Genomic DNA, 12,931 nt, shown 5'->3' with positions numbered 1-12,931 from the left:
TGCCATGAGGTTCCACCGAACCGCGCCAGGCCACTCGCCCGCAAGCCCAACGACGATCTGCGACATGTGGATGTAATGGGCGGGATCTAACGTGCTGGACGCCGAAGTCGCCGGGTGAGTCAAGGGATGCCGATGCCGACCCAGGACGCGGAGACAGCCCTCGCCCGGCTCGCCGGGATGCTGATGTCGGCGTTCGCGCAGGCCCTGGGGCTGCCCGAGGACTACTTCGCCGACCACACCGGCCGGGCCCCGAACGTCATGCGGGCCAACCGCTACCTGCGCCAGCCCGGCTTGCCGGATCCGGCGCCGGGCCAGCTCCGGATGGGCGCCCACGCGGACTACGGCGCCTGCACGGACCTGCTCGCCGACGACATGCCCGGCCTGGAGATCCTCGGCCCGGACGGGGCGTGGCACGGGGTGCGGCCGGTGCCGGGGGCGTTCATCGTCAACATCGGCGATCTGCTCGCTCGCTGGACGAACGACCGATGGCGCTCGACGCTGCACCGGGTCGTGCCGCCACCCGGCGCGCTACCCGGCGGAGACGGTCGCCGACCACCTCATGGGCAAGCTGCTCGGCCCGCGCACGCTGACCCCGTCCGCGGCGACCTCGACCAGCACCGACCGCCTCGCCACCTGACCGCCGCCCCCGCGCGGGGGACGGGTCGGCGCTCGCCCTGGCGTGATGAACGTCAACGCGAATCGCCGGGCGCGCCGGGAACTCCGTCGGCGACAGTCCGCCGGGGACGCCCGCGGCCAGCGGTTTCCGCCGAGGCACTGGTGCGGCAGGGCCGCCGGTCCCCGGCGGGCACGACCTTGGGCCCCCGGCGGGTGCCCGGCGGCGGCGTAGCGTGCCGTGTATGGCATCGGTACCCACTGCACCCGTCGTCGCGACCGGTCTCGTCGGAGGCTATTCGGCCGCCCGTCTCAGCGGGCGCCGGGAACTCGCCGGCGTCGTCCTCGCCGTCGCCGGCGCGGTCTGCGGACGCACCTGGCTGCGCACCCGCGGTCCCGTGGTGACGGGCGTGCTGCTCGGCACGTACACGGCAGCGTTCGGGGCGGCTCACCCGCTCGCGAAGAAGCTCGGAGCCTGGCCCTCCGTCCTCACCGTCGCCGCCACCGCCACCGCCACGACCTACCTGCTCGCCGACCGTCCCACCGCCTCCTCGAACTGACCGCGCCTGCTCGAACTGACTGCGCCTGCTCGACCTGACTACGCCTGCTCGAACTGACTGCGGACGAGCGCCGCGCCGCGGGGCCGCCCGCGGCCGGCGCCGTCCCGCTCAGCAGCGGTAGACCCGGGCGGCGTTGGCGGCGAACAGGCCGTCGCGGGCCGGGGCGGCAAGCTCGTCGACGAGCCGCGCGTACGTCCCGTACAGGTCGTCGAAGCTGCCGAACATGCCATCGACCGGGAAGTTCGACGCGAAGAAGCAGCGGGCCGGGCCGAAGACCTCCAGGCTGTGCGCCACCCACGGCCGGAACGACGCGACGTCGATGCGGTGCAGCGTCATCGCCAGCCCCGACAGCTTGAGGTGCACCCGCGGGCCGAGCCCGGCCAGGCGGGCCAGGCCGTCGCGCCACACCGTGGCGTGCTCCGGGTCCTCCGCCAGCGGCCAGCCGGTGTGCTCGACGACGACGGTGAGGTCCGGGAACGCGGCGAGCGCCGCAGCGGCCGCCCGCATCCCGTCCGGATGGACGACGAGGTCGTAGACCAGGCCGCGGTCCCGGAGCGCGCCGAGCAGGGCGTGCCCGGTGTCGGTGTCGAGGTCGAGACCGGCGCTGGCGCGCACGCCACGGAGACCCGGCGCGCCCGCCTGGGCGTCGAGCTGCGCCACGATCCCGGCGGCGCCGTCCCGCCCGTCGACCCCGCCGATGATCGCCTGCGGCTGGCCGGTGGCCTTGGCGAGGCGGGCGATCTCGGCGGTCTCGGCCACGAAGTGCTCGGGCGCGGCGGTCACGTGCACGTACGCCTCGACGTTCCAGCGGCTCGCCTCGGCGAGGTACGTCGACTGATCGAACGGCCGGCGCATCCGGTCGGCGTCGGGCATGCCGACGGCGGCGAGCGAGGCGTCGGCGGCGAGGAACGGGTACCACTCGGTGCGCGCCGGATCCCAGTGGTGGACGTGGGCGTCGACGACCCGTTGCGGATGTTCCACAGCAGCCTCCCGGGGACGGGGCCGATCAGCCGAACGGTGCGAGGGCGTCGCGTAGCACGTCGTCGATCCAGGGGCCAGGTTCGGCCCCGGCCAGCGACGCGGTGACGGCCGGCGCCGGGTGCGCGCGCAGGCCCAGCCAGCCGGGCCGGACGACGAGTTCGGCGCCGGCCAACGGCGCCGTGTCCGGCGCGGCGACGAGGCTCGCCACCAGCTCGACGAGCCCGACGCGGTCGGCCGGGTACGGGCTCTCCGCGCTGACCGCGAACTCCAGCAGCCTGCCCCCCGAGCCGCCGGCACCGTCCGGGCCGCCGGCACCGTCCGGGCCGTTGGAGCCGTCCGGGCCGTTGGGGCCGATCGGGCCGGACAGTCCGGGCCCGGCCGGGGTGATCGGGGTGTCGTTGACGGAACGGGCGAGCTGGGTGACGGCCTGGGCGGCGCTGCGGCCGCCGGGGGTCAGCGCGGGCACGACATGCACGACGCGCAGTGCCCGTCCGGTCGCCGCCACGTGCCGCGCGGCGGCGCGGGACCACGCGGCATGCCCGAGGATCGTCGCCGCCGTCCCCGCGTGGCTGGTCAGGATCGCGTGCCAGTCCCCGCCCGGTTCCCCGCCGGCGCTGGTCGCGTCGGCGCCGTGGATGACGACCACGGCGTCGAGCCCGGCCCCCGTGCCCGCCGCGGCCCGGCGGATGCCCTGCTCGGCCGCGGCGAAGCCGGCCGCCGCGTCGCCGGTCCCGGTGTCGCCGACCGGCGCCGCGACGGTGCTGTAACCCCACGGCGCGAGCGCCCCGGTGAGCTGCCCGGTCAGCGCGCGATCGTCCCCGACGACGAGGCAGGCCCGCCCCGCCGAACCGGCCGGCCCGACCACACCGACGGAGCCGGCCGGTTCCGCGGAACCGGCCGGCGCGGCCGAACCTGGAGGCGCGGCTACGAGCGGGGCGGAGCGCGGGTTCGAGCCGCCGGTCGAGCGCTGCTGCGCCTGCGCCGGCGCCAGCACCGGCCGCACGAGCGCGCCCAGCGCGGCGGCCGCGCCCGCGCCGCCCGTCGCCACCGCCTCGACCAGGCGCGGCGGCGCGATCAGGGACAGCTCCGAACCGGCGGAGAACAGCACCCGCCCGCGGCACCAGCCGAACTCCTCACTCGCCAGGCGGGCGGCGGCGGGAGCCATGTGTTCCGGCTGCGGCATCGCGGACAGGTCGAGGCCGCGCGGATCGGCGCCGGCGGCGACGAGGCCCTCGGTCACCATCCGGGTGGCGGCGATGGGCGACAGCGCGTTCACCGCCACCCCCGCCGGCAGGACCGGACCGAGCTGCCAGGTCAGGGCGGCGACGGCCCGCTTGGCGCTGCCGTAGGCCGGCCCGTCGACCGAGGTCCGCGCCAGCCCGACGCCGGAGGTGACGCCCACGATCCGGCCGTACCCGCCGGCCGTCATCCACGGCAGCGCGGCGGCCAGCAGGTTGAGATATCCGCCGAGGTGGACGCCGAGCACCGCCGCCCAGTCCTCCGCCGAGGCGTCGGCGATGCGGGGAAAACGCAGGATCCCGGCCGTGTTGACAACGATGTCCAACGAGCCGAACCGGGCGACCGTCTCCTCGACGAGCCCCCGCACGGCGTCGGCGTCGGTGACGGAGATCGGCGCGGCGACGGCACGCCCGCCCTCCGCCTCGATGCGCCGGACGGTCCGCTCGGCGCTGCGCTCCCCCAGCGGCTCGCCGCGCAGGCCGTCGCCGCTGTCCAGCACGACGACGGTGGCGCCGCGCCGGGCGAGCTCCACCGACACCGCCGAACCGATGCCGCCCCCGCCACCCGTCACGATCGCCACGCGGTCCCGCACCCGGCCGACCTCCCGTCCATTCCGTCAGGTGACGCCGCTCACACGCTAGGAGCGCGACGATTTGTCGTCAACGCGGCGGCTGGCCCTGCCCGCACCCGCGCCAGCACCGACCGGCTCCCGCAGGCCGACCCAGAGGCTGTCGCGGGCCCGCGTGAGGGCGACGTAGAGCTGGCGGCGTTCCAGCACAGCGCGCTCGCGGTAGGCGTCGTCCGACTCGGTGGCGCGTCGCGGGCGCGGGAAGCGGTTGCGGTCCGGGATGTACACGCGGGCGAAATCCAGGCCCTTGGATCGGTGGTAGGTGCCCACCTTCACCGCATGAGACGTCGTCCCGTCGTACCTGGACAGCGGCACCGCCGGGATGCCGGCTCCGAGCAGGATGCGCTCCCAGCGAGCGGCCGCGTCGTTGGTCGGGGCGAGCAGGGCTATGTCGCCGTAGCGGACCCCGCGGCCGTCGTGGGCGTCGACCAGATCCGCGCGCAGCGCCGCGGCCTGTTCGGCCGGGCCGGTGACGGCGACCTCGTCGATCTCACCACCGGGACGGTCGATCTCGACGTCGCGCCGGCCGCGTTCACCGGCGACGTCGAGGTCGTCGAAGCTGTCCCCGGCGACCACCTGCTGGGCGTAGCGCAGAATCGCCTCGCGGTTGCGGTAGTTGCGGGCGAGCACGGTGGACCGCCCGACGACGGACACGCCGGCCTCCGCCAGCGTGAACCCGCCGGGGTAGACGGACTGCTGCCCGTCCCCGACGACCAGCAGGCCGTCCTGTCGGTCGCCGACGAGGGCGTGCAGCAGCTGCAGGCCGACGCAGGTCAGGTCCTGCACCTCGTCGACGATGACGGCGTCGAACTNGCCGCCGGCGCGCTCCCTCGCCAGGTCGCGGGCCAGCAGGAGCACGTCGCCGCGATCGAGGACCCCGCGGGCCGTCCGCAGCCGCTCGTAGTGCTCGTACAGCTCCCACACGGCGCGCCGGTGCGTCGGCTGCAGCGGCATGCTGCGTCCGATCCGGGCAAGCTCGGCGTACTGCTCGAAGCCGGTCAGGCCCCGGCCCTTGATGACGGTCGCGATCTCGTCCCGCCAGTACCCCGGTTCCACCCCGGAACGGCCCAGGACCGACGGGAGGCCGACGCGCCCCCACGCCAGCCAGAAGCAGTTGTCGGCGATTCCCTGCTGGTAGCGGGCACGCTCGCCCCGCTGCTCGAGATGGCGAACGGCGAGAGCGTCGACCGTGGTGAACTCGATCCGGCCGACATGCTCGGGGGCCATCCGGGCCAGCAACGCCCGGTTCACCGGCCCGAGGGTGCGGACCAGCGAGGTGAACAGCACCCGGTCCCCGCGGGCGGCCAGGTACTTGGCCCGGTGCAGCGCGACGACGGTCTTGCCGGTGCCCGCCGCGCCACGGATGCGGGCCGGTCCGGACGAGCGGCGGCAGACCAGCCGGGCCTGCATCGGATGCAGCCAGGTCATCCACGCCTCGATCGGCTCGCGGGCCGCGGCGTCGACGAGCTCCCGCCACAGCTCGTCCCGGCTGAACAGCTCGTCCCGGCTGAACACACCGTCCGCGTCCGCTGCCTGCCTGGCCGGCGGCGCCGTCGCAGCGGCGTCCGCGGCAGCCTCGCGCATCGGCGGGCACGCCTCGTCCAGGCATGCCAGCACCCGCTCCACGACGGCGGGTTCCAGCCGCAGGCCACGCCGCACCAGGTTGCGGGTGAGATCGAGTTCGCCGGTGACCTGCACCCGGTCGAGCTGCTCGGTGCCCCGCCGCCCCACGAGAACCAGCAGCGGCACCACCTCGGTCGGCGGCAGACCGGCGTCCGCCAGCACCTGCTCGACGGCCGCCGTCTGATCGGTCAGCTTGCGCAGTTCGTCCTCGGCGTCCTCGTCGCCCCGCCACAGCCGGCCGCCGTCGACCCTGGCCTCACGCCAGTTCTTCACGTCCACCACGAAGACGCCGCCCGGGCCGACCACCAGCACGTCGATGTTGGCACGGCGGGTGCCGGGCCACCGGCGGTCCGGCAGCACCCGCCACCCGGCGTCGTCCATCCCGACGAGCACCCGGACGACGTCGCGCTCTCCTCGCGCCCCCGCCTCCCAGGCCCGGCGGCTGCGGCGTAGCTCGCGGAGCAGGTCGGTCAGGTGCTGGATCTGCCGTTGGACGCCGTCGATCTCCATCCCGATCAGGACGGCCTGACCGAACGCCGACGGCTCGGCCTGGGNCACGCCCGACCGACCTGGCGACATGTCATCTCCTCCCCACCGAGAGTCACCAGGAATGGTATGCCTATGTTGGCTCTTTAGCGGCGTTTGCCGCCGATGGCGTCCTGTAGCTGCCACACTCCGCAGCCGCACATGGGGCGACCGCACATGGGAAGGAGGGTGCGGCGACGGCGGTTCCACCGCGGGCGCCGCGGTCTACCGGCGACCCGGTCAGGGGCCGGCCTGGACGTTCGCGGTCACGTCGCCCAACAGCTCACCGAGACGCTCCCAGGCGGCGTGGGCGGCCGCGGCGTTGGCGCCGGTCGGCGGGCCCGCGGCGAGCAACTGGACGGTCTTCACCGCCGCGTACAGGTACATCGGGCGGGCCCGCCAGACGGTGAGCTGCGGATAGGTCTCATCCAGCGCGCGATGGGCGGTGCGCCGCAGGGGGATGTCGGGGTTGCGGCGGCCGAGATCCATCCGGTGCAGGATGGTCACGGCCGCGTCGATCTCGTCCGGGTCCGGCCGCCAGGCGCCGGTCCGCAGCGCGGCCTCGGCCTCGGCCAGCGCCTCAGCGGCGGCCACCGCCGGATCGCCGCCACCGAAGGGCACGGGCGGCGGGGCCCAGTCGTCGTCATCATCGGTCACCCGACCACGGTCCCTCACCGACACGGCTCTGGGACGCCGAGTGATGAGGCCCATAGCGGACGAAGAATGCACTGAATTCGGCGTGCACAGCGTGCACGCCGCGCGGTCCGGCGGGTAGGTCACGTCGGCCTCACGGGCTGGCCCGCACGGGCCGGATGGAATGATCGGCACCATGCGACCGAGCAGGCGAGCCCTCGTGATCGCGGCACCGGTCGCGGCGGCCGGCGCCGTCGCCGCCGGACTCGTCGCCGGCGGCGTCGGCCGCTCCTCGACCGCCGACGGGCCCGGCGCGGCAGAGCCTACGACGCCCTCCGCCGCCCGGCGTGCCGGCCCCGAGAGCACGGCACACGGCGCGGCGTCACCGGTCGCGGCGTCACCGGAGCCGGCCACCGGCCCGGCCGTGGTGACCGCCACGACGTTCACCAGCGCAGCCCGGGGCCGGCCGGTCACGATGGTCACCGTCACCCCGGCGGGCGGCGGGCGCGGCCTGCCCGTGTGCCTCGTGCTGCACGGGCGGGGCGACGACGCACGCCGCGCCGTCGGCCTGTTGGGCCTCGACGGCCTGCTGCCGGCCGCGATCGGAGCGGGCGTGGCGCCGTTCGCCCTGGTGACCGTGGACGGCGGCACGACCTACTGGCATCGGCGGGCCGCCGGCGACGATCCGGAGGCGATGATCCTCGACGAGATCCGGCCCCGGCTGGCCACGGCGGGCCTGCGCACGGCCCGGATGGCGGCGCTGGGCTGGTCGATGGGCGGATACGGCGCGCTGCTGCTGGCCCGGCGCCATCCCGACCTCGTGGTCGCGGCGGCGGCGAGCAGCCCGGCGATGTGGCGCAGCTACGGCGCCAGCGCCCCCGGCGCGTTCGACTCCGCCGCCGATTTCGCCGCGCACCGGATCCTGGGGACCGCGCCGGCGCCGGGGGTGGCGTACCGGATCGACTGCGGCGACGACGACCCGTTCGCCGCCGTCTCCCGGCAGGCCGTCGCGGACCTGCGGCCACAGGAACACAGTCTCGGCCCGGGCGGGCACACCCCGACCTACTGGCGCGCGGTCGCCCCGGCCCAGCTCGCCTTCGTCGGCGCCGCCCTGCACCGATCCGCCTGAACCTGGGCTGGCCCGAACAGCACCGCGGAACGTGCCGAACTGGCGGTGGGCGGTATCGGACGGCCATCCGCGCGCGCCGGTGTGCCATCCGCGCGCCGTCGGTGCGACGCCGAGACGGGCGGCGGGCGGCGGGCCGTGTGCGCCGGTGAGCACGCGGCCCGCCCGAGCGGCCCGTCCAGTTCGCACCCGGCGCGGCCGGGAGCCGTGGGACGGGCGGCCCGTGAGAGCCGCCAGCTAGGCGATGGCCTGGACCTTGGCGGCCTGCAGACCCTTCTGGCCCTGCTCGATGTCGAAGCTGACGCGCTGCCCCTCGTCGAGGGACTTGAAGCCCTCGCTCACAATCGAGGAGANATGGACGAAGACGTNGCCGCCCCCACCGTCCACCGAGATGAAACCGAAGCCCTTTTCGGCGTTGAACCACTTCACGGTTCCTGCTGACACAGTCGCTCCTCTACTGTTCCTGCCGCGGCGCATCCACACGACACACCGCCGTACTTCCGCCGACCGGATCCNCTCCGGTCGATGGCTCGTGCCATCCTGAAGGTGACCGGCGGCACCAAGAAGAGNAACGTCGGCCAGCGTACCCGCATGCGGCGCGTACGCCGAGCGGAACCGACCGTCCGCGGTGCCGTGCACGCCCGTCCGTGGTCCCCGGCGCGGGCGGGGCAGGGCACCCCGGCGGCGGCGGCGGGGCGTGCCGTTGTCGCATAGCATGACGGTATGGCGGTAGACGATCTGTGGACCACCGCCGATATCGCTCATCGGCTGTCGATTTCGGCGCATCGCGCCCGTGGGCTGTGCGCCCGCGACGATTTCCCCTCCCCCATCCACTCCGTGGGCCATTTTGTCCTGTGGCGGGCGCGCGACGTCGAGGCCTGGCTGACCGAGGGCCGTCCTGATCTCTGACGGTCCCGGCCGCGCCGCCGGTGTCCGTCGGTGCGGGTCGCGCAAGACCGGGGACAGCGCGTGCTGGAGGGGCGGCATGTGCCGGAGGGGCGGCATGTGCCGGAGGGGCGGCATGTGCTGGAGGGGCGGCATGTGCTGGGAGAGATAGCCTTCGGGCTGCTCGGAGTCGCACTCGTGGTGACGGCCGCCCTGACGGCCCGCCGGTTCGGCCTGCCGGCGCCCGTGCTGCTGGTCGTGGCGAGCGCGGTCTACGCGCTGCTGCCCGGGCCCACCGTGCGGCTCGAGCCGGACCTCGTCCTCGCACTGATCATTCCACCGCTGCTCTACTCCGCCGCCCTGAGCTCAAGCCTGGTGGAGATCCGCGCCAACCTGCGCGCGGTGGTCTCGCTGTCCGTCCTGCTCGTCGTCGTCACCGCGGTGGTCACCGGGGCGGCGCTCGTCGCCGTGGTGCCGGGCCTGTCGTTCGCCGCCGCCTGCGCTCTCGGGGCAGCGCTGGCGCCGCCCGACGCGGTGTCGGCCCTGTCGATCGGACGGCGGGTGGGCCTGCCGGACCGACTGCGCACCGTCATCGAGGGCGAGAGCCTCTTCAACGACGCGACGGCGCTGACCCTGTACACGGTGGCGGTGGCCGCGGTGGTCGACGGACGGTTCGACGTCCCGCTGGTCGCCGGACGTTTCCTGCTCGCGGTCGTCGGCGGGCTCGCCGTCGGACTCGCCGTGTCCTGGCTGATCGGCCAGCTCCGGCNGCGCATCGAGGACCCCGTGACCGAGACGACCGTCTCCCTGGCGACACCCTTCGCCGCCTACGTGCCGGCGGAGGCGCTGCACGCCTCCGGGGTCCTCGCGGTGGTGACCGCGGGACTGATCCTCGGTTCCCAGTCCCGCAGCCTGCTGTCCGGGCCCGCGCGGCTGCATGCGCGCGCGGTGTGGCGGCTCGTGGACCTGCTGCTGGAGGGCTTCGTCTTCCTGCTGATCGGCCAGCAGCTCGCGGCGGTCATCCCGGCGATCGGTGACTATCCGCGCTCGACCGTCGCGGCCGCGACGGCGGTGACGGTCGGCGCGATCGTGCTGGTCCGGCCGCTGTGGCTGCTGCTACCCGCGATGCTGCCCACCCCCGAGACACCGCCCACTCCCGAGACACCGCCCACTCCCGAGACGCCGCCGACCCCCGAGACGCCGCCGACCCGCCCGCGCTTCCTGTCCCCCCATCCGTACCTCTCGACCCGCGAACTGGTGGCGCTGTCCTGGTCCGGGATGCGCGGAGTGATCTCCCTCGCCGCGGTCTTCGCGCTGCCGCTGTCCGTCAACGGGACCGGGTTCCCGCATCGGGACCTGCTGGTGTTCTGTGCCTACGTCGCGGTGCTGGTGACGCTCGTCGGCCAGGGGCTCACCTTCGGACCGGTCCTGCACCGGCTGGGGGTGCGGCCCGACCTCGACGAGGGCCGGCGGCAGCGCGCCCGCGCCCGGGTCGCGGCGGCCGACGCCGGCCTGCGGACCCTGGCCGCTCTGCATGATCGCGGCCAGCTTCCCGACGATCTCATCCTGCGCCTGCGCACGGTCGCCGAGGAGCGCAAGCGGCGCAGCGAGGACAGCCTGCGCGCGCTGAAGCNCGCCGACGCCGGCCGGCCCCCCACCGCGAGCCTCACGGAGGCGTTCAGCCGGGTCCGCCGCACGATGATCGAGGCGGAACGCGACGAGCTCCAGCTCTGGCGGGACACCGGCCACCTGTCCGACGCCTCCCTGCGCCTGCTCGAGGACGAGCTCGATCACGAGGAGGGCGCGCTGCCCCCGCCGCAACTGCCGCCTTCCTAGACCGTGCCCGCACTGGCCGTGTCCACAGGCAGCCGGGTCCACCGGCAGCCGGGTCCACCGGCAGCCACGTTCCCGGTGAGTCGGGAGGCCCGCGGGGGTGCCGGTCCGGTCAGCGGGAGCCGGGCTCGCTCGGCAGTCCGAGCGCGAGGATGGCGATGTCGTCGTGCGGTGCGCCCTCGGCGAAATCGAGGACCGCGGCCTCGACCGCCGCCGTCAGCCGTTCGGCGGTGACCGGGCCCAGGGCGCCGACCAGGGAGCGGAGTCGTTCGTCGCCGTACTGTTCGCGGCCGCGGCGCGCCTCGGTGACGCCGTCGGTGTACAGCAGGAGCATGTCGCCCGGGTTCAGCCGGATCGGGGTGTCCACCAGCTCGGCGTCGTCGAAAAGCCCGAGCACGAGGCCGTGCACGCCGACCGGCTGTACGTCACCGTCGGCGCGACGCAGCAGGACGGGGGTGTGGCCGGCCGAGCAGAGGGTGAGCCGGCGGCCCGAGCGCGCGTTGCGGACGTCCAGATAGGCGGCGGTCAGAAAACGTTCGCTGTCCGGGCGCTGCGTCAGCAGCGCCGTGTTGAGCTGGCCCAGGATGGCGGCGGGACTGGTGCTGTGGCTCGCTGNCGCCCGGATCGTGTAGTGGGCCAGGGCGGTCACTCGGGCCGCCTCGACGCCCTTGCCGGCGACGTCGCCGAGCACGACGCCCAGACCGGCCGGCCCGGTGTCGAAGACATCGAAGAAGTCGCCGAGCACCTGGGAGCCGTCGCCGGCCGGCCGGTACCGGGCCGACAGGTCCAGGCCCGGCACCTCGGGGAGTCGGGGCGGCAGCAGGCTCGCCTGCAGGGTGCGGGCCAGCTCGGTGGCGCGCGCGAGCGTCGCCCGCAACGCGATCTCGCCGGAGGCCGCCTCGGACAGCGTCTCCAGGATGGTGCGGTCGCGGGCGGTCCACGGGCGCGGATGGTCGTCCGCGACACTGAAGACCCCGACGATCTGACGGTCCGGACCGAAGACCGGATGGCCCGCCCACGCCGCCACCCCGAGCGTGACGTTCATCGGGTTGCCCCGGGTGCGGGTGTCCGCCGCCGTGTCGGGCACGACGATCGGCCCGGCGGCGTCGATGACCAGTGGGCACAACGCCTCGGCGAGCGGGTGACGCCGGCCGGTCCGGGCCGCCGGATCCACGCCGGCCTCGGGCCTGACGCCGGACTCGGGCCTGACGCCGGACTGCGACTTGACGAAGACGTGACGGTCGTCGATCACGGTCAGCATCGCCAGCGGAGCGTCCAGCATCATCGCGGCCAGCCTGGTCAGCCGGTCGAACGGCTCCTCCGGGTCGGTGTCGAGCAGACCGCACCCGCGGACGGCGGCCAGGCGGACGGGGTCGGCCACCCGTGTACCAGGATCCTGCATCGGATGGGCCCGTCCCCTCACCGGCCCGCGTTCCACAGCACACAGACTAGCCGCGCGTACGCACCCTTTCCGGCCACCGATGGGTGACGCCCGGGCCCCGGCACGGCCGGCGACTGGCCATCCCCGCGCGGACGTGCATACTGGAGCTGATGACCGAGTCAGCGGTGCCCCGACGTCGCCTACCCAACAGCCCCTTCAAGGTTCCGGCGGTCCCCGCCCAGGAGCGGTTCTCGGTCGGTGACCGCGTCACGCATGACGTGTACGGGCTCGGCCGGGTCATCGGGGTCACCGGAGACACCTCCGTGGATGTTGATTTCGGCTCCCGGCAGGAGCGCATCCCGAGTCCGTTCAGCCGGATGTACCGGCTCTGACGAGCCGCCCACGGGTCGTGTCGGTCCGCAGGCTTCGCGCCGCGGCCGACGGCTCTGGCGCGGTCGCCATACCGATCGTCGTCCGACGATCCGTCCCCGAAAGCGAGACACCCCTCATCGCCACCTCATCGATCCATCCTTTCTCCGCGCCGCGGACGGCCCGCACGCAGCCGAGGCGCGAGCTTCCGCCGCCCACGACCCGCCCCTTCCGGATCCCGGACTTCGCCCAGCCCGCCGCGGAGGCCAGCGCGCATCCGATCTCGGCCACCCAGGTCGCCAGCGTCGTCTTCCAGGCTCCGCCGGCGGACCCGACGCCGGCCGCGACCGCGCAGGACGCGACCATGCGGGACGCAACCATGCAGGACGCGACCGCGCAGGACGCCGACCAGCCGGCTGCCCCGAACCGGCGCAGGCCCACTGCCGCCCCCGCCCGGCACAACCAGCGGCGGCGTCGCCCCACCCGCTGACCGCTCCACCGCTCAGAACGGCCGTACCACCGTGAAGCGCACGACT

General features: G+C 74.7%; 11 protein-coding genes and 6 pseudogenes. 7 read left to right on the top strand and 10 right to left on the bottom strand.

Translation table 11 applies throughout. The features are described 5' to 3' along the window. Positions 1–126 precede the first annotated feature (126 nt). Together FF86_RS49200 and FF86_RS15210 are read left to right on the top strand one after the other, a co-directional pair. Positions 127–507: pseudogene (locus FF86_RS49200) on the top strand (2OG-Fe(II) oxygenase family protein); the annotation flags it as partial. Positions 508–857: 350 nt separating this feature from the next. After that, on the top strand, positions 858–1,172 hold the full coding sequence (locus tag FF86_RS15210) for a hypothetical protein (protein WP_044885896.1): 315 nt from the start codon (positions 858–860) through the stop codon (positions 1,170–1,172). A gap of 108 nt (positions 1,173–1,280) precedes the next feature. Here the strand turns inward: FF86_RS15210 and FF86_RS15205 are convergent, their stop codons facing one another. From FF86_RS15205 to FF86_RS15190, 5 genes and pseudogenes are all read right to left on the bottom strand, one after another. Beyond that, a complete protein-coding gene (locus tag FF86_RS15205) occupies positions 1,281–2,153 on the bottom strand; it encodes an amidohydrolase (RefSeq protein ID WP_055407843.1) in 873 nt (290 codons plus the stop codon). Between the two features lie 25 nt (positions 2,154–2,178). Beyond that, positions 2,179–3,984, bottom strand: coding sequence for an SDR family NAD(P)-dependent oxidoreductase (locus tag FF86_RS15200; RefSeq protein ID WP_044885894.1), 1,806 nt, complete (start codon positions 3,982–3,984; stop codon positions 2,179–2,181). A gap of 45 nt (positions 3,985–4,029) precedes the next feature. Continuing rightward, positions 4,030–4,832, bottom strand: a pseudogene (locus tag FF86_RS49195) (3'-5' exonuclease); the annotation flags it as partial. Between the two features lies 1 nt (position 4,833). Further along, positions 4,834–6,153 (bottom strand): NERD domain-containing protein (locus tag FF86_RS49190; protein WP_255355807.1); only part of this gene is annotated, 1,320 nt, incomplete at its 3' end. Between the two features lie 255 nt (positions 6,154–6,408). Further along, the gene (locus FF86_RS15190) at positions 6,409–6,825 is read right to left on the bottom strand and encodes a hypothetical protein (protein ID WP_044885892.1); all 417 of its coding nucleotides are present in this window, start codon (positions 6,823–6,825) and stop codon (positions 6,409–6,411) included. 172 nt (positions 6,826–6,997) lie between these two features. On the opposite strand from FF86_RS15190, the gene FF86_RS15185 reads away from it, so the two are divergent. Continuing rightward, positions 6,998–7,930, top strand: coding sequence for an alpha/beta hydrolase-fold protein (locus FF86_RS15185; protein ID WP_052681165.1), 933 nt, complete (start codon positions 6,998–7,000; stop codon positions 7,928–7,930). A 234-nt stretch (positions 7,931–8,164) separates the two neighbouring features. On the opposite strand, the pseudogene FF86_RS49185 reads toward FF86_RS15185, so the two are convergent. From FF86_RS49185 to FF86_RS35935, 3 genes and pseudogenes are all read right to left on the bottom strand, one after another. After that, positions 8,165–8,280: pseudogene (locus FF86_RS49185) on the bottom strand (cold-shock protein); the annotation flags it as partial. 16 nt (positions 8,281–8,296) lie between these two features. Next, on the bottom strand, positions 8,297–8,371 hold a 75-nt coding region (locus tag FF86_RS49175; protein WP_242418819.1), incomplete at its 3' end, for a cold-shock protein. A 126-nt stretch (positions 8,372–8,497) separates the two neighbouring features. Next, positions 8,498–8,692, bottom strand: a 195-nt coding sequence (locus FF86_RS35935; RefSeq protein WP_206778953.1) for a hypothetical protein, incomplete at its 3' end; no start/stop codon positions are given. Between the two features lie 276 nt (positions 8,693–8,968). Between FF86_RS35935 and FF86_RS49165 the strand changes: the two are divergent. Both FF86_RS49165 and FF86_RS49160 read left to right on the top strand, forming a co-directional pair. Then, positions 8,969–9,581: pseudogene (locus FF86_RS49165) on the top strand (cation:proton antiporter); the annotation flags it as partial. Between the two features lie 17 nt (positions 9,582–9,598). Further along, positions 9,599–10,445, top strand: a pseudogene (locus FF86_RS49160) (cation:proton antiporter); the annotation flags it as partial. Positions 10,446–10,757: 312 nt separating this feature from the next. Here the strand turns inward: FF86_RS49160 and FF86_RS49155 are convergent. Further along, positions 10,758–11,260: pseudogene (locus tag FF86_RS49155) on the bottom strand (PP2C family protein-serine/threonine phosphatase); the annotation flags it as partial. A gap of 1 nt (position 11,261) precedes the next feature. Continuing rightward, a partial coding sequence (locus FF86_RS49150; protein WP_242418805.1) for a PP2C family protein-serine/threonine phosphatase occupies positions 11,262–12,026 on the bottom strand: 765 nt, incomplete at its 3' end. 170 nt (positions 12,027–12,196) lie between these two features. Between FF86_RS49150 and FF86_RS15160 the strand changes: the two genes are divergently transcribed. Together FF86_RS15160 and FF86_RS15155 are read left to right on the top strand one after the other, a co-directional pair. Then, positions 12,197–12,418, top strand: a complete 222-nt coding sequence (locus FF86_RS15160) for a hypothetical protein (RefSeq protein ID WP_041940919.1) — start codon at positions 12,197–12,199, stop codon at positions 12,416–12,418. Between the two features lie 17 nt (positions 12,419–12,435). After that, entirely contained in the window at positions 12,436–12,885 is a 450-nt protein-coding gene (locus FF86_RS15155) for a hypothetical protein (RefSeq protein WP_044885887.1), read from the top strand. Positions 12,886–12,931 lie beyond the last annotated feature (46 nt).

Origin of the sequence: Frankia sp. CpI1-P (assembly GCF_001421075.1) — a bacterium.
GTDB classification, from domain to species: Bacteria; Actinomycetota; Actinomycetes; order Frankiales; family Frankiaceae; genus Frankia; species Frankia torreyi.
The sequence above is the reverse complement of the archived record's forward strand: the minus strand, read 5'-3'. Positions and strand labels throughout refer to the sequence as shown.

Bases quoted from the DNA above. Each gene is read 5' to 3' on its own strand.
- FF86_RS15210 (WP_044885896.1), top strand. From the start codon at position 858: ATGGCATCGGTACCCACTGCACCCGTCGTCGCGACCGGTCTCGTCGGA.
- FF86_RS15160 (WP_041940919.1), top strand. From the start codon at position 12,197: ATGACCGAGTCAGCGGTGCCCCGACGTCGCCTACCCAACAGCCCCTTC.
- FF86_RS15185 (WP_052681165.1), top strand. From the start codon at position 6,998: ATGCGACCGAGCAGGCGAGCCCTCGTGATCGCGGCACCGGTCGCGGCG.